Annotated in this window: 20 protein-coding genes and 1 other annotated feature; of the genes, 14 read left to right on the top strand and 6 right to left on the bottom strand. The window is 39.4% G+C overall.

Annotated features, from left to right (window positions below; translation table 11 throughout):
- Window positions 1-31: 31 nt before the first annotated feature.
- Together EQJ87_RS06135 and EQJ87_RS06130 are read right to left on the bottom strand one after the other, a co-directional pair.
- Window positions 32-148, bottom strand: a complete 117-nt coding sequence (locus EQJ87_RS06135) for a DUF4044 domain-containing protein (RefSeq protein WP_130123798.1) — start codon at window positions 146-148, stop codon at window positions 32-34.
- A 59-nt stretch (window positions 149-207) separates the two neighbouring features.
- A complete protein-coding gene (locus EQJ87_RS06130; RefSeq protein WP_130123797.1) occupies window positions 208-399 on the bottom strand; it encodes an SPJ_0845 family protein in 192 nt (63 codons plus the stop codon).
- 243 nt (window positions 400-642) lie between these two features.
- On the opposite strand from EQJ87_RS06130, the gene tuf reads away from it, so the two are divergent.
- Entirely contained in the window at window positions 643-1,830 is a 1,188-nt protein-coding gene (gene tuf / locus EQJ87_RS06125; protein ID WP_130123796.1) for an elongation factor Tu, read from the top strand.
- 103 nt (window positions 1,831-1,933) lie between these two features.
- Here the strand turns inward: tuf and EQJ87_RS06120 are convergent, their stop codons facing one another.
- The 3 genes from EQJ87_RS06120 to EQJ87_RS06110 form a co-directional block, all read right to left on the bottom strand.
- Window positions 1,934-2,278 (bottom strand): DUF1831 domain-containing protein, encoded by a 345-nt coding sequence (locus tag EQJ87_RS06120; protein WP_130123795.1) that lies wholly within the window; start codon window positions 2,276-2,278, stop codon window positions 1,934-1,936.
- Between the two features lie 23 nt (window positions 2,279-2,301).
- Window positions 2,302-3,423: a cysteine desulfurase family protein gene (locus tag EQJ87_RS06115; RefSeq protein ID WP_130123794.1), complete on the bottom strand. Its 1,122-nt coding sequence runs from the start codon at window positions 3,421-3,423 to the stop codon at window positions 2,302-2,304.
- A gap of 77 nt (window positions 3,424-3,500) precedes the next feature.
- Window positions 3,501-4,466 carry a ribose-phosphate diphosphokinase gene (locus tag EQJ87_RS06110; protein ID WP_130123793.1) on the bottom strand — a complete coding sequence of 322 codons (966 nt, stop codon included), beginning with the start codon at window positions 4,464-4,466 and terminating at the stop codon, window positions 3,501-3,503.
- A gap of 381 nt (window positions 4,467-4,847) precedes the next feature.
- On the opposite strand from EQJ87_RS06110, the gene EQJ87_RS06105 reads away from it, so the two are divergent.
- From EQJ87_RS06105 to EQJ87_RS06060, 10 genes are all read left to right on the top strand, one after another.
- Window positions 4,848-5,996 (top strand): hypothetical protein, encoded by a 1,149-nt coding sequence (locus tag EQJ87_RS06105; RefSeq protein ID WP_130123792.1) that lies wholly within the window; start codon window positions 4,848-4,850, stop codon window positions 5,994-5,996.
- 464 nt (window positions 5,997-6,460) lie between these two features.
- The gene (gene pnp, locus EQJ87_RS06100) at window positions 6,461-8,752 is read left to right on the top strand and encodes a polyribonucleotide nucleotidyltransferase (RefSeq protein WP_130123791.1); all 2,292 of its coding nucleotides are present in this window, start codon (window positions 6,461-6,463) and stop codon (window positions 8,750-8,752) included.
- A gap of 83 nt (window positions 8,753-8,835) precedes the next feature.
- Window positions 8,836-9,606, top strand: coding sequence for a hypothetical protein (locus EQJ87_RS06095; protein WP_130123790.1), 771 nt, complete (start codon window positions 8,836-8,838; stop codon window positions 9,604-9,606).
- A 112-nt stretch (window positions 9,607-9,718) separates the two neighbouring features.
- Window positions 9,719-10,318, top strand: a complete 600-nt coding sequence (gene cysE / locus EQJ87_RS06090) for a serine O-acetyltransferase (RefSeq protein ID WP_130123789.1) — start codon at window positions 9,719-9,721, stop codon at window positions 10,316-10,318.
- Between the two features lie 171 nt (window positions 10,319-10,489).
- Entirely contained in the window at window positions 10,490-11,842 is a 1,353-nt protein-coding gene (gene cysS / locus EQJ87_RS06085; RefSeq protein ID WP_130123788.1) for a cysteine--tRNA ligase, read from the top strand.
- Window positions 11,835-12,257, top strand: coding sequence for a Mini-ribonuclease 3 (locus tag EQJ87_RS06080; protein WP_130123787.1), 423 nt, complete (start codon window positions 11,835-11,837; stop codon window positions 12,255-12,257). Before cysS ends, EQJ87_RS06080 begins: the two co-directional genes overlap by 8 nt.
- A gap of 92 nt (window positions 12,258-12,349) precedes the next feature.
- Entirely contained in the window at window positions 12,350-12,718 is a 369-nt protein-coding gene (locus tag EQJ87_RS06075; protein WP_130124603.1) for a DUF1033 family protein, read from the top strand.
- Between the two features lie 130 nt (window positions 12,719-12,848).
- A complete protein-coding gene (locus EQJ87_RS06070) occupies window positions 12,849-13,442 on the top strand; it encodes a hypothetical protein (protein ID WP_130123786.1) in 594 nt (197 codons plus the stop codon).
- Between the two features lie 286 nt (window positions 13,443-13,728).
- On the top strand, window positions 13,729-15,606 hold the full coding sequence (gene mnmG, locus EQJ87_RS06065; RefSeq protein WP_130123785.1) for a tRNA uridine-5-carboxymethylaminomethyl(34) synthesis enzyme MnmG: 1,878 nt from the start codon (window positions 13,729-13,731) through the stop codon (window positions 15,604-15,606).
- 105 nt (window positions 15,607-15,711) lie between these two features.
- Window positions 15,712-16,407: an HAD family hydrolase gene (locus EQJ87_RS06060; protein WP_130123784.1), complete on the top strand. Its 696-nt coding sequence runs from the start codon at window positions 15,712-15,714 to the stop codon at window positions 16,405-16,407.
- 25 nt (window positions 16,408-16,432) lie between these two features.
- Here the strand turns inward: EQJ87_RS06060 and EQJ87_RS06055 are convergent, their stop codons facing one another.
- Entirely contained in the window at window positions 16,433-16,978 is a 546-nt protein-coding gene (locus EQJ87_RS06055) for a hypothetical protein (protein WP_130123783.1), read from the bottom strand.
- Window positions 16,979-17,261: 283 nt separating this feature from the next.
- Window positions 17,262-17,386, top strand: a sequence feature (ribosomal protein L20 leader region).
- 78 nt (window positions 17,387-17,464) lie between these two features.
- Between EQJ87_RS06055 and infC the strand changes: the two genes are divergently transcribed.
- The 3 genes from infC (at window position 17,465) to rplT (ending at window position 18,783) form a co-directional block, all read left to right on the top strand.
- Complete coding sequence (infC, locus tag EQJ87_RS06050) at window positions 17,465-17,962, top strand: translation initiation factor IF-3 (RefSeq protein ID WP_223804509.1); 498 nt, start codon at window positions 17,465-17,467, stop codon at window positions 17,960-17,962.
- Between the two features lie 30 nt (window positions 17,963-17,992).
- Complete coding sequence (rpmI, locus tag EQJ87_RS06045) at window positions 17,993-18,193, top strand: 50S ribosomal protein L35 (protein ID WP_130123781.1); 201 nt, start codon at window positions 17,993-17,995, stop codon at window positions 18,191-18,193.
- 230 nt (window positions 18,194-18,423) lie between these two features.
- Window positions 18,424-18,783 (top strand): 50S ribosomal protein L20, encoded by a 360-nt coding sequence (rplT, locus tag EQJ87_RS06040; RefSeq protein WP_130123780.1) that lies wholly within the window; start codon window positions 18,424-18,426, stop codon window positions 18,781-18,783.
- Window positions 18,784-18,900 lie beyond the last annotated feature (117 nt).

Genomic DNA, 18,900 nt, shown 5'->3' with positions numbered 1-18,900 from the left:
ATCAACAATTGCTTTCGATTAAAAATAATCCTTACAAAATTGGAAGTACTGATGCAAGTACAGAAAAAAGTGTCAAAATAACCATAACGATTACGACCACTAAGGTCACTTTTTGAAAAGTACTTTTTTGTGGTTTTTTATATGCCATAAGCTCCTCTATTAAAAATGTATTTGTTTAATTGTAACAATAAAAGTTAAACTTTTCAATTACTTTTTATTAGTAGCTTGTTCATCATCTTTTTTAGCTTCTGGGGCTAAAAATTTAGCAAAAGGATCAACTTTTTTTTCAATCCCTTTGGTAGAAGTGTGCTCCTCATCGGATACTAAATCAACCGTTGAAACTCCTAAACCATCCATTAGTTTTTCAAAATCATCTCGTTTTTTGAAAGTAAGTCCCATTCTGTCCTCCTCAAATCTGAATTGTTTAAAACGCTCACCTAAAGGGGAGCAGTACTAATCTTTATTTTACTACTTAAAGATAAAAAAAGCTAGATATATAAAAAACTTCTTGAAAAAGGGTGATAAAACACTGGTTAGACTTGCATTTCTAAATGTTTTTAAGTATAATGATAAGGAACGGTAGATTGTGATTAAACAGTCTGCCTATATTAAAACAAATTTCCTAAAGGAGACATTTTTAAAATGGCTAAAGAAGTATACGATCGTAGCAAACCACACGTAAACGTAGGTACTATCGGACACGTTGACCACGGTAAAACTACCCTCTCAGCTGCAATCTCTAAAGTATTGTCAGATAAAGGTTACTCAAAAGCAACTGACTTCGCATCTATCGATGCTGCTCCAGAAGAACGCGAACGCGGTATCACTATCAACACTGCTCACATCGAGTACGAAACTGCTAACCGCCACTACGCCCACATCGACGCTCCAGGTCACGCGGACTACGTTAAAAACATGATTACTGGTGCTGCCCAAATGGACGGAGCTATCCTTGTAGTAGCTGCAACTGACGGACCAATGCCACAAACTCGTGAACACATCTTGCTTTCACGTCAAGTTGGTGTTAAATACCTTATCGTATTCCTTAACAAAGCTGACCTCGTTGATGATGAAGAATTGATGGAACTCGTTGAAATGGAAGTTCGTGACCTCCTTTCAGAATACGACTTCCCAGGTGACGATATTCCTGTCGTTGCTGGTTCAGCACTTGGTGCTTTGAACGGTGAACCACAATGGGTTGCTAAAGTTGAAGAATTGATGGATATCGTTGATACTTATATCCCAACTCCAGAACGCGACACTGACAAACCATTGTTGCTCCCAGTCGAAGATGTATTCTCAATCACTGGTCGTGGTACAGTTGCTTCAGGACGTATCGAACGTGGTACTGTTAAAGTTGGTGACGAAATCGAAATCGTTGGTATCAAAGAAGAAACTAAAAAAGCTGTTGTTACTGGTATCGAAATGTTCCGTAAAACACTTACTGAAGGTCTTGCTGGTGATAACGTCGGTGCATTGCTCCGTGGTATCCAACGTGACGAAATCGAACGTGGTCAAGTTATTGCTAAACCAGGTTCAATCACTCCACACAAACTTTTCGAAGGTGAAGTTTACGTATTGAGCAAAGAAGAAGGCGGACGTCACACTCCATTCTTCGATAACTACCGTCCTCAATTCTACTTCCACACAACTGACGTTACTGGTTCAGTTAAACTTCCAGAAGGAATTGAAATGGTAATGCCTGGTGATAACGTCCACATCGACGTTGAATTGATCCACCCAGTTGCGATCGAACAAGGTACTACTTTCTCTATCCGTGAAGGTGGACGTACTGTTGGTTCAGGTATTGTTGCTGAAATCAAAGCTTAATTATAAATTTAAGTTAAAAAGTTGCCATTATGGCAGCTTTTTTTATATTATTTTCAGCATAGGATTAAATGGTGTAAAATAAAAACTCCCCGAAGGGAGTTTTTTAAATTTCTGTTTTGCTAAAGACTCCTCGATCAACCAAAGCGTCCATTTGAAAATAAAACTTATTTTGAATAATTTCATTAGCATTTTTAAAAATATTGACATTTCGTAATCCTGATTTATCAGTGATTGAAAGTTTAAAACCTGTTAAATCTGGGTTAACAATAATTTTTAAGAGAAATCCTTCATTTGAGTTTGGGACTTCTTCAAGCATTCTTTTGAATTCGAAATTACCAATCTTAGTTTGACTAAAGGTAGTGTCTTTCAAAGTAAATTTCTTGACCGTTGGGACCAATTGATAGAGGTATTTACAGTTTTCTAAATGTTTTTCAGTAACAAAAGCCATATGAAGCTCCTTAGAGTAAGGGATTATTTTTTTAAAATAGATATGAGTTGGTTTGCAAAGCGATTAACTTCTTCAAAAGTGTTTAATTCTGAAAAGGAGACACGAATATTTTCTTTGAGTTTAGGAGAATTTTTGCCATAAACAGCTTCTAAGACATGAGAAGGTTCAATTGTTCCGGCAGTACAAGCAGAGCCAGTTGAGATAGCAAAGCCAGCTAAATCTAATTTTGTGAGTAATAAGTCATGATTTTCGTTAGGAAAAGCTAGATTCAGCACATGAGGCATACTTGGGCCAAATTCATTTTTGTAAAAAGGAAGAGCTTTAAGTAAATCAAGCAAATGAGCATTTAGTTTTTGAACATGAGCAAAATTTTCATCCATATTTTCAAGAGCGGTTTCCAAGGCTTTGGCTAGTCCAACGAGCGAGTGGAGATTTTCCGTTCCTGCTCGACGTTTTTCTTCTTGCTCTCCGCCATGAATCAGGGCGTCAAAATGTAGATTTTCGTTGTAATAGAGAAAACCAACGCCTTTAGGGCCATGAAATTTATGAGCAGCAGCACTGAGAAAATCTGCACCAATATCCAACGGATGCACGGGGATTTTCCCCATCACTTGTGTTGCATCAACATGATACGCTGCCTGATGATTGACTAAAAGTTGACCGATTTCGGCAACAGGTAGCAATTGTCCTGTCTCGTTGTTTGCCCACATCATGCTGACTAAAATAGTATCAGGGCGCAAATGTTCTTCAATGAGTTCTGGCGTGAATTGACCATCTGCGTGAGGTTTGATGAAGCTAATATCAAAGCCGTAGCGTTCGTGAAGGTAGTGGACAGTGTTTAAAACAGAGGGATGTTCAATAGCAGTCGTGAGGATATGATTGCCTTTATCACGATTGGCAAGAGCATAACCAATCAAAGCCTGATTGTTGGCCTCGCTTGCACCAGAGGTAAAAATAATATTTCGGCTGGGAACAGCTAAGGCCTTTGCGACTGTTTCACGAGCTTGGCGGACGATTTGACTGGCTTGACGACCAAGTCCGTGGATGCTTGAGGGATTTCCAAAATTTGATGACAAACTTTCTGTCATCGCTGTGATAACATCAGCAAGAAGTGGTGTTGTCGCAGCATTATCAAAGTAAATCATGAGGAGTTCTTTCTGTCATGAACTGATGAATCTCTGCGCAATAGCTAAAAGAGCCTTGGCTATGACAGATTTATCAGTTAATCTTGTGGTTTTTCGTGTTCGAAAAGTGGTGATACTGGGCGACCTTCATGGATACGCAAGATTGCATTTGCCAAGTATTCAGCAGCGCTCAAGTATTTAACATTCAATGGTTTGCGGTGTTCTGTAACGACAGAATCAGTGACGAGGATTTCTTTGACGTTAGCTTTTTCAAGGATATCAGCAGCATTTGTTGTGAATAGACCGTGGCTTGCAACAACGTAAATATCACTCGCTCCAGCTTCACGAACGACATTCGCAGCATTGGCAAAAGTGACACCAGTATTTAAAATATCGTCAATAAGGATAACTTTTTTATCTTTGACATTACCAATGACGTAACCATTTTCACGATTTTTATCATCATCTTCATAGTCTACGATAGCAATAGCAGATTCTAAGTACTCAGCAAGTGAACGGGCGCGTTTGATTCCAGAGTTTTTCGGAGCAACAACGATAACGTCATCACCAAAGAGCCCGTTTTTGCGATAGTAATCAGCAAAAAGTGGAACAGTGAATAAGTTATCCACAGGAATATCAAAGAAGCCTTGGACTTGGACAGCATGAATATCGAGGGTCAGTACGCGGTCAGCGCCAGCTTTAACAATCATATCTGCAACTAATTTTGCTGTGATTGGTTCACGTGAAGTAGCTGTACGGTCTTGGCGGGCATAACCAAAGTAAGGAATAACAACGTTAATGGTATTTGAAGAAGCGCGTTTGCAGGCATCGATCATAATTAACAATTCCCAAAGGTGATCGTTAACTGGGCAACTTGTTGATTGAACGATGAAAACGTCTTGGCTTCGTACGCTTTCTTCCATGTTAATCATAATTTCACCATCGGAAAATTGTTTGGATGAAAGTTTTCCAAGGGGAACTCCTGTGAATTGGCTGATTTTCTCGGCAAGGCCAGGATTTGAGTTTAAGGCGAACAGCTTTAAGTGTGAGTCAGAGTAAACCACGATTTCTCTCCATTTTCTATTATGAACTAATATAGGTCTATTTTATCAAAAATATGATAATTTTCATAGTCTATGATTAAATATCTTTTGAAGAATAGGGAAAAAATTTCAGAAGTCGCTTTTGTGCAAAACGGTAGTATAAAAATTAAATCGTTTGTAAAATTCTGATTTCACAAAGTGGACTTTTTTAAAAAATCAGAAAATAATAGAGAAGCTGATAACACAGGGTTTTGGAAACATTTACAAAAAAACAATGTGAAGTTTGTGAAAAGGGTGGCAAAGAATTGCTTTTATAATGATGAAGTGCTATAATATCCGTGTAAGGTTCGTGAAAGGTAACTGTTACGAACAAAATATTTAATTTTTCAGGGGAAAAGAAAAATGAAAAAAACTAAAGTCATCTCACTTCTCGCAGTTTCTGCGCTTTCAGTTGCTTTGCTTGCGGCTTGCGGCAACAACTCAAACTCAAACTCAAGTTCTGACAACAAAACATCGCAATCTTCAAAAGCTGAAGTTTTTGCAGGTGCAACAGCTGGAACGAATAGTTTTGCAGATTTGCAAAAAGGATTTGCTAAAAATGGCGCTTGGTTGAATGCAACTAAAGGCGATATGGATGCTTCTGGAAAAACTTTGACAGTTGAAGGTTTGTTCTTGGGCGATAATGTTGTTGCTCGTAAATTGGCGATTTATAACCAAGACAGCAACCGTAAAGTAACAGAACGCTACACATTGACAGTAGATAAAATCGAAGTTAAATCACCAGGTTTCTACATTTCAAATGGTACAGTTAAAGGGAATGTTGATGTCTTTGCAGCTGGTTTCCACGGACAATCTGGACAAGGTGTTGAAGGACAAGCTACAATTGACGGTAACTTGACATTTGCTAGCCAAGACTTACTTGATGCTTACAATAAACTTCCAGAAGCTCAAAAAGTTAAAGTAACGGGTACAACTTCAGTAGTTAAAGGTGATGTAGTAAGCTTTGAAGCTGGTGCAATCACTGCTGGCGCTCACGGAAATGTAACTTATACATTCAAAGGTAATGGTGCTGACACTGAAACTGGTGCAACAACTGGTACAACAGATGCTTCAGTATTGACTAAAGCGCTTGGTAAAAATGGTGCTTGGCTTGTAGCTGCTAAAGGCGATGTTGACGCTTCTGGTAAAGATATCACTGTTGACGGAATCTTCTTGAATGAAGCTGGTGCTGTTCAACGTACAATTGCTTTGGCAACAACAAATGAAGCACACCAACTTACAAAAACATTCACTTTGACTGTTGATCGCTTGATTGTTAATTCACCTGCAACTGACTTTGAAGGTGGTAATGTCAAAGGTGACGTTTATGTTGGTAAAGATGCTTCACTTCAATCTCGTGGAATGAAAGATGCTTCAGGTGAAGTTTCTGTTTCTACAATCACTGGTAACCTCTACTTTGCAACACAAGAACAACTTGATGCTTACAAAGCACTTCCAGTGGCTAACCAATTTAAAGTAACTGGTGAAACTGCGGTTAAAGCAGCTAACTAATTCATACTTGATTCTAAAGAAAGGCTCTCCGCGAGCCTTTTTTTCTTTGCTAAAATGTAGTATAATGGGACATACGTGTTGTTCTATACAAAAATGAATTTGTCAGTCTAGAGAAAATGCTGACGCAATTGAATTTTAAGTGCTGAGCCTAGAGAAAATGCTGACGTAATTGAATTTTAGGTACTGAGCCTAGAGAAAATGCTGACGTAATTGAATTTTAAGTGCTGAGCCTAGAGAAAATGCTGACGTAATTGAATTTTAGGTATTGAGCCTAGAGGAAATGCTGACGCAATTGAATTTTAGGTGCTGAGCCTAGAGAAAATGCTGACGCAATTGAATTTTAGGTACTGAGCCTAGAGAAATTGCTGACGTAATTGAATTTTAGGTATTGAGTCTAGAGAAATTGCTGACGGATTGATTTTTGTTTAGAAATGCGTAAAAATAAATATTTTATGAGGTAACAAATGTCTAAAGAAACATTTTCAATTGAGTTTGCAGGACGAACTTTGACTGTTGAAACAGGGCAGGTGGCTAAACAGGCTAATGGTGCTGTGGTTGTACGCTACGGTGACACGACGGTTTTGACTGCGGCAACAATGGGTAAAATGGCAACGGGCGATTTCTTCCCCTTGCAAGTGAACTATGAAGAAAAAATGTACGCTGCTGGTAAATTCCCTGGTGGCTTTAACAAACGTGAAGCGCGTCCGTCAACTGATGCGACTTTGACAGCGCGTTTGATTGACCGTCCGATTCGTCCAATGTTTGCCGAGGGTTTCCGCAACGAAGTTCAAGTGATTAACACTGTCCTTTCTTATGATGAAAATGCTTCTGGTCGAGTGGCGGCAATGTTTGGTTCATCTTTGGCCCTTGCCATTTCTGACATTCCTTTTGATGGGCCTATCGCTGGTGTTGAGGTCGCTTATGTCGATGGCGAATACATCATCAACCCAACAGTTGCTCAACAAGAAGCGTCAAGCTTGGAATTATCAGTAGCTGGTAATATCAATGCGATTAACATGGTTGAGTCCGGCGCCAAAGAATTGTCAGAAGAAGTCATGCTGGGTGCGCTTTTGGTAGGTCACAATGCGGTCAAAGAATTGATTGCTTTCCAAAATGAAATCGTAGCAAAAGTTGGTAAAGCAAAAGCCCAAGTTGAACTTTTACAAGTTGACGAAAGCTTGAAAGCTGAAATTATCGCAGCCTACAATTCAGATTTACAAAAAGCTGTTCAAGTGGAAGAAAAACTGGCGCGTGAAGCAGCTACTCAAGCGGTTAAAGACGCTGTCAACGCTGCATACGCACAAAAATATGAAAATGCTGATAATTTTACGACAATCATGCGTGACGTTGCCGAAATCTTGGAAGGGATGGAACACGCCGAAGTCCGTCGTTTGATTACGGAGGACAAAGTCCGTCCTGATGGTCGTAAAGTTGATGAAATTCGTCCTTTGGATGCTGAAATTGATTTTACACCACGCAATATCACGCATGGTACAGGCTTGTTCACACGCGGACAAACACAAGCTTTGTCAACTTTGACTTTGGCACCAATGAACGAAGCTCAAATCATTGATGGGCTTGCTGACGAATATAAAAAACGCTTTATGCACCATTACAATTTCCCACAATATTCAGTTGGGGAAACAGGCCGTTATGGCGCGCCAGGACGTCGTGAAATTGGTCACGGGGCGCTCGGTGAACGCGCTTTGGCACAAGTATTGCCTTCTTTAGAGGAATTCCCTTACGCGATTCGTTTGGTGGCTGAAGTCTTGGAATCTAACGGTTCGTCTTCACAAGCTTCTATCTGTGCGGGTACACTTGCCCTGATGGCTGGTGGTGTGCCAATCAAAGCTCCTGTGGCTGGGATTGCGATGGGCTTGATTTCTGACGGGACAAATTATACAGTCTTGACCGACATTCAAGGTTTGGAAGATCACTTTGGTGACATGGACTTCAAAGTAGCAGGGACGCGTGATGGGATTACAGCGTTGCAAATGGATATTAAAATCTCAGGCATTACGCCTGAAATCCTTGCCGAAGCGCTGGCGCAAGCTAAAACAGCTCGTTTCCAAATTCTTGACGTCATTGAAGCAACTATCGCTGAACCACGCAAAGAATTGGCTCCATCTGCACCGAAAATTGACACGATTGTTATCCCTGTGGATAAAATCAAAGTGGTCATCGGTAAAGGCGGCGAACAAATTGACAAGATTATTGCTGAAACTGGCGTGAAAATTGACATCAACGATGAGGGACTTTGTTCAATCTTCTCTTCTGATCAAGCAGCAATTGATCGGACGAAAGAAATTATTGCCGAACTTGTTCGCACAGCTAAAGTGGGTGATATTTACCAAGCTAAAGTAGTCAGAATTGAAAGTTTTGGGGCTTTTGTCAATCTCTTTGGTAAACAAGACGCGATGGTGCATATTTCAGAGATGGCTTGGGCAAGAACAGAAAAAGTTGAAGATATCGTTAAATTAGGCGATATCGTTGAAGTCAAAATCATGAAAATTGACGACAAAGGTCGTGTCGATGCCTCTATGCGCGCGCTGCTTGAAAAACCAGAAGGCTATGTTGAGCCTGAACGTAAACCACGTGAGCGTCGTGAAAACGGCAATCGTCGCAATGGTAATGACCGCAACAATCGCAATAACGAGCGTAACGGCAACACTGGAAACCATAATTTTGAACGTCGTGAACGCAAATCACATTTTGATAATGAATTTCCAGAACTTTCAACAAAAAAACCAGAATAAGCTGAGTTTTAACATGGAAAAGCTGTAAAAATAGTTTCGTCAGTAATTTCTCTATCACTGACGGATACTGTCAGCCCAAAAATATGTCTCAATATAATATCAATCCAGAATTAGATGAACGTTTACGTTTATCTCTTGAAAATCCAGGATCTTTCATGGAAGACTTATCTCTAGTATATGCCCTTCACCAATTTCCTGTCTTAGCACCAAAAAGTATCTTCTTTGTCCCGATGGATGAACATAAAGCTTTGCCCGTTTTTACAACGGAAAAAGAATTAGACGTTTTCACTTCCGAATTAGAAAATATTGAAGCAGAATGGGAACTTCATTCATTGATTGACATTTTGGATCAGCTCATGGAAACAGACATTGATATCATCGCAATCAATCCTAAATTACCTCAAGACGAAGATGCAGGCAACACAGTGTATTTTGGTACACCAGAATTGATGAAATTCTTGATTCATTATACAGAAATCTTGAACAAGGTTTTTAGCCCTGAAAATTTAGCTGCACAGCAAGCTGATAAATACTATTTTGTCCCAACTTTTATCACGACTGACGGCAAAAGAACTTTCCCGAATTTAATGACGAAAGAAAATGCGGAGTATGTCCCACTTTTTGACAACTTGGACAGCTTAGCAAAATGGCATGACGAAGATTATTTCAGTAAAGCATTCAAAGAAAATAATGGCCAAGTTTTGCTCTTGAAATTATCAGAATTACTGCACCCAACAGAGGAATTTACAAATGATTTTGGTCAAACAGTAGGAATTACTGTCAATCCTTTGGACTATTCGCAAGAAGAGGTTCAAAACTCAATGATTTCTTGGGCGGAGTTAGGCAAAAACTAAAAGTGGATGTAGAAATAAATTAGCTGGAAGGACGCTCATTTTTGCGGTCAACCAGACCAACAATACTTATGGTATAATTTACTATGAGTATTTTTTAACAAAGTGAGAAAAAATGAATAAGCAAAAGAAAGGTTTTTGGCGAGAAGCCATTCGGGTGACCAAAGAAAATGATCCAGCGGCACGCACAGCCTTAGAAGTTCTATTGACCTATCCCGGTGTAAAGGCGTTAGCAGCCCATCGAATTTCGCATTGGCTTTGGCGACATCATATAAAACTTCTAGCACGGATGCATTCCCAATTTTGGCGCTTTTGGACGCAAATTGAAATTCATCCCGGCGCACAAATCGCCTACGGCGTCTTTATTGACCATGGTTCTGGGCTAGTGATTGGCGAAACAGCGATTGTGGAGACAAATGTCAAATTATATCATGGCGTCACATTAGGTGGGACTGGAAAAGACAAAGGAAAACGTCATCCAACTGTTCGCCAAGGGGCGCTGATTTCAGCACACGCACAGCTGCTTGGCCCAATTGAAATCGGGCAAAATGCCAAAGTGGGCGCCAGTGCTGTTGTGGTGTCAGACGTTCCTGCTAATGTGACGGTCGTTGGTATTCCTGCCAAAGTTGTCCGAATCAACGGCAAGAAAGATAGCCTTCAAATCACGACAATAGAAGAACGGCGTGAAGCCTCTTATCATTCCTCACATTTATGAGAAAAAAATAATAAAATGAGTTATAAGGGTCACTTACCTCTAAAAATCACTGACCAATACAATCAGAACTCTTATTTTAGTCTAGAGACTTAGCGATGCCTTCACTTTATTGATTAGGAGGCTAGCTCCTCATTTCTGTGATTATATGAGGAAGGTTAAAAAGGAAATACAATGAAAATTTATAATACTTATACGCGTCAACTCGAAACATTTCAACCTATCGAAACAGGGAAAGTGAAAATGTACGTCTGTGGGCCGACCGTTTATAATTATATCCACGTCGGAAATGCGCGTTCAGTCGTTGCTTTTGATGTAATTCGCAAATACATGGAGTATCGTGGTTTTGAAGTGAATTACATCTCCAACTTCACTGATCTTGATGATAAAATTATCAATGGGGCTAACGCTGAACAAATTAGTACAACGGCTTTTTCTGAACGCTATATTAAAGCTTTTTACGAAGACACTGATGCACTGAATGTTAAACGAGCTAACCAAAATCCCAAAGCAAGTGAATTCATTGCACCAATGATTGAATTCATCCAAGAATTGATTGATAAAGGCTACGCTTATGTTGCGCAAGGAGATGTTTATTTTCGTGTGGCGAAATCGAAAGATTATGCTAAATTAGCCAATAAAAACTTGGCAGAGCTTTTAGATGGGGCTTCTGGTCGGACGGATGAAGAAACCTCCCGCAAAGAGTCTCCAGCTGATTTTGCCCTTTGGAAAACGGCGAAGACAGGAGAAGTTTCATGGCAAGCACCTTGGGGAGCGGGGCGTCCTGGCTGGCATATTGAATGCTCTGTGATGGCTACCTCACTTTTAGGGAATACGATTGATATTCACGGTGGTGGTGCAGACTTAGAATTTCCGCATCACACCAACGAAATTGCCCAATCTGAGGCTAAGACAGGACAAAAATTTGCGAATTATTGGATGCATAATGGTTTTGTCAATGTTGACGGCGAAAAAATGTCGAAATCCCTTGGGAATTTTACAACAGTTCACGAGCTATTACAAATGGTCAATCCGCGTGTTCTTCGCTTTTTCTTGGCAACAACCCACTATCGTCGTCCCGTGAATTTTACCTCAGAAGCTTTACAAGATGCTGAAAATAACATCAAAAAAATCGAAAATGCTTACCGAAATCTCTCTGGTGCAGAGAATTTACTGACGGATTTGTCCGCTTTACAAAATTTTCAAACTGACTTTCAAGCTGCAATGGATGAAGATTTTAATATTGCCAACGGCATGACGGTCTTCTATGATTTTATTTCTTGGATCAATAAAGGTAATAATGGACCAGAAGTAATAGCATTTTTTGATCAAGTATTGGAAATCTTAGGTATCAAATTTGATAGTGAAAAAGATTTGGATAGCGAAATTGAACAGCTCATTGAAGCGCGCCAAGTTGCGCGTGAAATGCGTGATTTTGCCAAATCAGATGAGATTCGTGATCAATTGAAAGCCCAAGGTATTGTGCTTGAAGACACGAAAGAAGGAGTGCGCTGGCATCGTGAATAAACAACAAGCAGAACTGTTAAATGGAATCGCTCTTGCCTATATTGGTGATGCAGTTTACGAAGTTTTGGTCCGAGATTATTTGCTGACGAAAGGACTGACGAAACCAGCAATTTTGCAAAAAAATGCAACACGATTTGTGTCAGCAAAAGCTCAAGCAAAAATTATTGAAGCAATGAGTGAGGCAGAATTTTTGAATGATTACGAACTGACCTATTTCAAGCGAGGTCGTAATGCTCATTCTAAAACAACAGCTAAAAACACTGATGTGGTCACTTACCGAATTTCGACAGGTTTTGAAGCGGTCATTGGTATCCTTCACCTGAATGAGGAAAAAGAGCGCCTGCAAGAATTTTGGAATTTTTGTCTAAAAACAGTAGAAGAACAGCAGTCTGAATTGACCGTGTTCAAAAAATAATCAAATCCTGAGCAAATTAGTTTAAAAAAATAAAAAAATCCGCTAGAATAGGTTTGCAAACGAAAAGAGCTAAACAGCGGAAAGAAGAAGAGATGTATAGAGTTGTTACGATGTACGGCACCGATGAGCCATGGTGGTTCTTTGAGGGCTGGAAAGAAGATATAGTTTCAGTAGATGAGTTTGATGATTTTTACAAAGCTTTAAAATGGTACAAAAAAGAGTGGTTTGAATTAGCTAAAAGTTTTAAAGAATACACTAGTAAATCTGGTTTGCAGACTGCTTTTTGGAAAACTGGTGATGAAGAATGGTGCGAGGAATGCGTAGGCTATCTGCAACGTTACCATAGTATTGCTTTGCTTGAAGACTGGCACGCTATCCCCTTAGAGAGAAAGCGAGCAGGTTACAGTAAAAAATCAAGTGATCTGCCTGAGCGTTTTTGTTCCATGAAAAATGATAATTAAAATGAGAAAGTTCTTCTTTGTGAAGACTTTCTTTTTTTATTTTTGTGGCAAATCAGGTATTTTATTAGAAATTTTCTGAAAAATAGTTTATAATTATTTTATAATGAAATTCTAATGTTAGGAGGGGGCTATGAAACGAACGCTGATTCTTTTAGATGGTTTTTTGGTGTTGTTGGTCACGCTACTTGCCGTGGCTTTATTCTTTAGTGTACGACAGCAACGCACTGAAAATTCTTTATTGGATAACCAGACAGAAATGGGCACAAATGCAGAAAATAGTCCAGTTAGCGAAAATGAAGAAGCTGACGAACAGGATGGTTTAAATATTCTTGTTGATGAAGTAAAAGATGGAAACTTTACAACACTCACTGGTATCTGGCGAAACAAATCTGTGTCAAGCACTGCTCAAGAAATTCTCATTTCAGGTTCGATAGCAACGATTGAACGCCAACAATACGAACTTATTTTTGGAGGATTAAACGCTGAAACAGCACTTCCTTACCTCAATTTATCTATTGATAACAGCGCAACTGAAAAAATTTTAGCACTCTATCCTAAAGGAAGTGCTATTCCAGTGATACACTCTGATGGGTCCGTTGATTATTCGGGCGTCCATGATCCGACTGATCAAACTAAAGATCGAATCATGCTTGGTCAAAGCATTCTCCCTGTGACCGATACAAAAAATCAAGTGTTGTACCGAGAAATGGAAGAAACAGTATAAGTTGTTTTTGCCTAATAAGTGAAAAGTTTCTCTTGAAAAATTGTAAAAAATGAGTTAAAATATCAGTATCTTATAAAGAACTCGATGGTCAAAGCTCGGGAAAATATGAAAAAAACTTTTGAAGCCGTGAGCAGGTGATGCTTACGAAAGAGAAGGCGTTTTTGACATATTTTTCACAGCTTTGGCTTTTTTGTTTGTAAAAGTTTCGCTGAGAAGTTTACCAACAACTGAGAACTTATTAAAAATTTACAAGAAAAGGGCAAATCTAATGATTTGCAAAGAAAAAATGGAATTTCAAGAAAATTATGATGTCATCGTCGTCGGGGCGGGACACGCTGGTGTTGAAGCCAGTTTAGCTGCAGCTCGCATGGGTTGCAAAACTCTGCTATTGACCATCAATCTGAATATGGTGGCTTTCATGCCATGTAACCCTTCCATTGGAGGCTCTGCTAAAGGCATCGTAGTGCGAGAGATTGATGCACTCGGTGGTGAAATGGGGCGTAATATTGACAAAACCTATATCCAGATGAAAATGCTCAATACGGGTAAAGGACCTGCTGTCCGTGCGTTACGCGCTCAAGCAGACAAAGATGAGTATGCCCTGGAAATGAAAAATACAGTGTCTGATCAAGAAAACTTGACCCTTCGTCAAGGGATGGTTGAAGAACTTTTGGTTAACGAAGACAAAACACAGGTGATTGGTGTACGAACAGCCACAGGGACACATTACCGTGCTAAATCAGTTATTATTACGACAGGGACAGCTCTTCGAGGAGAAATTATTATTGGTGAGTTGAAATATTCATCTGGTCCAAACAATTCACTCTCATCAATTGGTCTAGCAGATAATTTACGTAATCTCGGTTTTGAGATTGGTCGTTTTAAGACAGGGACACCACCGCGTGTACTAGCAAGTTCGATTGATTATGATAAAACAGAGATTCAGCCAGGTGATGAAGCACCAAATCATTTCAGTTTTACAAGCCGTGATGAAGATTATCTGAAAGATCAAATCCCATGTTGGTTGACTTATACGACAGAAAATAGTCACACGATTTTGCGGGAAAATTTGCATCGGGCACCACTTTTCTCTGGAATCGTCAAAGGAGTAGGCCCACGTTATTGTCCATCTATTGAGGATAAAATTACTCGTTTTGCTGACAAACCACGTCATCAACTTTTCCTTGAGCCAGAAGGACGCTATACAGAAGAAGTCTATATTGGTGGACTTTCGACTTCCATGCCTGAGGATGTCCAATTTGATTTAGTGCGTTCAATCCCAGGACTCGAAAACGCACAAATGATGCGCTCTGGTTATGCCATCGAGTATGATGTGGTCATGCCTCACCAACTTCGTCCAACTTTGGAAACAAAGCTGATTTCAGGACTTTTTACAGCTGGGCAAACAAATGGAACTTCTGGCTATGAAGAAGCAGCAGGGCAAGGTTTGATTGCTGGGATTAACGCAGCGCTTAAAGTGCAAGGTAAACCAGAGTTTATCTTGAAACGCAGCGAAGCTTATATCGGGGTAATGATTGATGACTTGGTGACTAAGGGAACGCTTGAACCTTATCGCTTGCTCACTTCTCGTGCTGAATATCGCCTGATTTTGCGCCATGACAACGCGGACCATCGCTTGACAGAGCTTGGACGTCAAGTTGGTCTCGTTTCAGATCGTCAATGGGAAATTTATCAAAATAAAATGGCTCAATTTGATCGTGAAATGAAACGTTTAAACACTGAAAAATTGAAACCTTTCCCTGAAACACAGGAAAAGTTGGGAATGATGGGCTTTGGTCCAATTAAAGATGCGCTGAGTGGGGCTGATTTCTTAAAACGTCCAGAGGTACACTATAAAGAGGTCTTGAATTTTATCGGGCCAGCACCTGAACTTATTGACCGCACTGTCATTGAGCTGATTGAAACAGAAATTACTTATGAAGGCTACATCAAAAAAGCGATGGAGCAGGTGGAAAAAATGCACCGCTTAGAAGCAAAACGTATCCCTAAAAATATGGACTGGGACAAGTTGGATTCTATTGCGACTGAGGCGAGACAAAAATTCAAAAAAATCAATCCAGAAACTCTTGGACAAGCCAGCCGAATTTCTGGTGTAAATCCTGCAGATATCAGCATCTTGATGGTATATCTAGAAGGAAAATAAACCTTGAGTAATGAGAATAAGAATTCTATTGATTTCTTATTCTTTTTTCTTGTGAATCAGCTAAAAAATTGTTAAAATGAGATAAAAATGAGAGTAGGCTGATAAATGACAGAAATTAAAAATATTATTTTTGATTGGGATAATACACTTTTTCCTTTTAAAGAAAAATATTGGGAGAGCGCACATCGCAAACTTTTTAGCGAAGATTTTCAGTTTTCTGAATCAGAACTTGAGCGTTTTATGAGCCTTTACCATGAGTTTGATGAGCTACTTTGGCCACAAGTCCATGAGCGAAAAATGTTGATTGAAAAATTTCGTGAGGAGCGGTTGCGGTTAACTTTGGAGGCGTTTGATTTGGAATTTGAGGATGCTTATATTAAAGGATTTTTTAAGCGATTTTTGACAACTTTACATCATCAGATTGAACCGGATGAAAATCTGAATGGGCAATTAGAAAAGCTTGCTCAGGGGCATAAGCTAGCGATTTTGACCAATGGCGGTCGAGTGGAACAACGAGAAAAATTACGGCGAGCAGGTTTGGAGGAGCGCTTCCCACTTTATATTTCTGGAGAAACAGGTTTTTTGAAACCTGATCCCCGAGCTTTTAAGACTGTTTTAGAGCGAGAAAATTTTGTGGCGCAAGAGACTTTAATGGTCGGTGATTTATTGGAGCATGATATTGCCCCTGCGCGAAAGTTGGGCTTAAAAACAGCCTATATTGGCCCTGAAAAAGAAACGATTGCCGATTTTGAGTTTAATCAGATTCAGGATTTCTTTGATTTTTGGAGAAACAAAAATTAAAAAAACGGAGTTTGTCCGTTTTTTTTTAGTTAATTTGGAGAGCATGATCTGTCAAATGTAGCACATCTACATTTGGTTTGTTGAGGCAATAGATCCCATTTTTATTGAAGAATAGTGTATTTTGCTCAAAACTACCGTCAATTTTTTCGGTGTAAAAGGTGAAATTGCCAGTTAAATCACCAGTAACGACTAAGGCCAAAGTACGTTCCTTGTCATTGAGGACTTTGAGCCAGATATTTGAATTTAAAATGTATTGAATACCAGGCTGGTCGCTAAGCATAAGAAGGTGAGGAAACTGAATTTTTGCAGCATTTGCGGTCTGACTTTCAAGTTCTTGATTGATGAGAGAAATTCCGTCAAAAGCTAAGAGTTGATCGAGGATTTCACTGACCAGGTGAGCAGTTGAAGCCCGATCACTTGCGGGGATAATGGAATGCTCAGCGTTGGAGGAGCCATCGGTGATGTAGAGTTCGTGCAACAGTCCTTTGGCATACATTTGCTTGCGATGGTTAGACCAGTTTTGTGTTTTTTTGATTTCTTCGTTGAGGTGGGATAAATCTAATGCAGGCATATTGAATTTCCTTTCTATAAAGATTTTCAGTTGATTAAATAGGGTTAATTTAGTCATTGTTCTTTGAGAGGCCGAATGCTGGAAGCTAGGTTTTCGCTGATTCGACTCCTTTCTTTAGTTTGTTATCATTATTTTATCATTTTTTTATTATCTTTATAAATGATATGAGAAATTTTGTTATTATTTTCTTATTTTGAGAAGTGAAAGGGTAGAGTTCGTAAAAGAAGCAGAGGGTAAAGAGAAAAAACTTGACAGAAGTAAAAATAATTGATAGAATGGTAGAGTTGAAAAGCAGAAGCACCCGCTTCTCGCCTTAGTGGTTATAGCCCTGGGCAAACGAATGGAATTATTCAAAACGAATGTTTTCATGAGCGGGGCGAGATTGTCGTTCCGCTTTTGTTTTTCTTTATTTTCTAACATATTATTGTTAGAAGCATTCTAATTAGAAGGAGAACGAACATAGCTAAACAAGACAATAGAAAACCTATGATGAACGGTGCAATCCGTGCTCGTGAGGTTCGTCTAATCGGCGCTGAGGGTGAACAATTAGGTGTCACACCAACGTCTGAGGCGCTGATGCAAGCTGAAGCTCTTAACATGGATTTGGTTCTGATTTCCAACCAAGAGCCACCTGTTGCAAAAATCATGGATTATACAAAATTCATGTTTGAGCAAAAGAAAAAGCAAAAAGAAGCCAAGAAAAAGCAAACCGTTGTTTCTGTGAAAGAAGTCCGTTTGTCACCAGTTATTGACCAAAACGACTTTGATACAAAACTTCGTCAAGCCATCAAGTTCCTTGAAAAAGGGGATAAGGTTAAGGTTTCAATCCGATTTAAAGGTCGGATGATTACTCACCAAGATGTGGGTCGTCAAGTGATGGACAAGTTTGCGCAAGCAACGAAAGAAGTTGCTGTCGTTGAACAAAGAGCCAAAATGGATGGTCGTCAAATGTTCTTACAACTTGCGCCTATCAAGAAGGGTTAAGCCTTCAATATTTAATTAAGGAGAATTATAATGCCAAAACAAAAAACTCACCGTGCATCTGCTAAACGTTTTAAACGTACAGGTTCAGGCGGTCTTAAACGCTTCCACGCTTACACTTCTCACCGTTTCCACGGTAAAACTGTAAAACAACGTCGTCAACTTCGTAAATCTGGTATGGTTTCAAAAGGTGACTTCAAACGTATCCGTCGCATGGTTGCGACTATGCGTTAAGCGAACACTGTTCGCTGCATTGGAGCAAGCCCCGAAGCTATGCTGAGGGGGACTATGCGTTAAGCCGCAAGGATAAACGTCATAGGAGCGTAAGCAACTAGGGGTAATTAAATAGGCTTATTAGTTTTTGAAATCAATAAGTAGCATTAAGTTCCCTGCTCCATATGAAATTAAAAAATAAGTTTGTCGGATGACAAAATAAAAATTACTAAGAATTAAGGAGAACACACATGGCACGTGTTAAAGGTAGCGTTGCAACTCGCAAACGCCGTAAACGTATTTTAAAGCTCGCTAAAGGTTACTACGGAGCTAAACATAAACTCTTCAAGACTGCTAAAGAGCAAGTCATGAACTCATACTACTACGCATTCCGCGATCGTCGTCAAAAGAAACGCGACTTCCGTAAATTGTGGATTGCACGTATCAATGCAGCTGCACGTATGAATGGTCTTTCATACAGCAAATTGATGCATGGTTTGAAATTGGCTGACATCGAAGTGAACCGTAAAATGCTTGCTGACTTGGCTGTTGCTGATGCTGCTGCATTCACTACACTCGCTGATGCTGCTAAAAAAGCTTTGGCTAAATAATTTAAATGAAAAATCTGTTATTATAACAGGTTTTTTATTTTATAAGATAAATTATTGCGAAAATTTAGAAAAAGGTTTATAATTTAGGAATGGTAGATAATTTAGTGTATTTTTGCA

The organism is Lactococcus sp. S-13 (assembly GCF_004210295.1).
Lineage (GTDB): Bacteria > Bacillota > Bacilli > Lactobacillales > Streptococcaceae > Lactococcus.
This window is presented reverse-complemented; position numbering and strand designations above follow the sequence as displayed.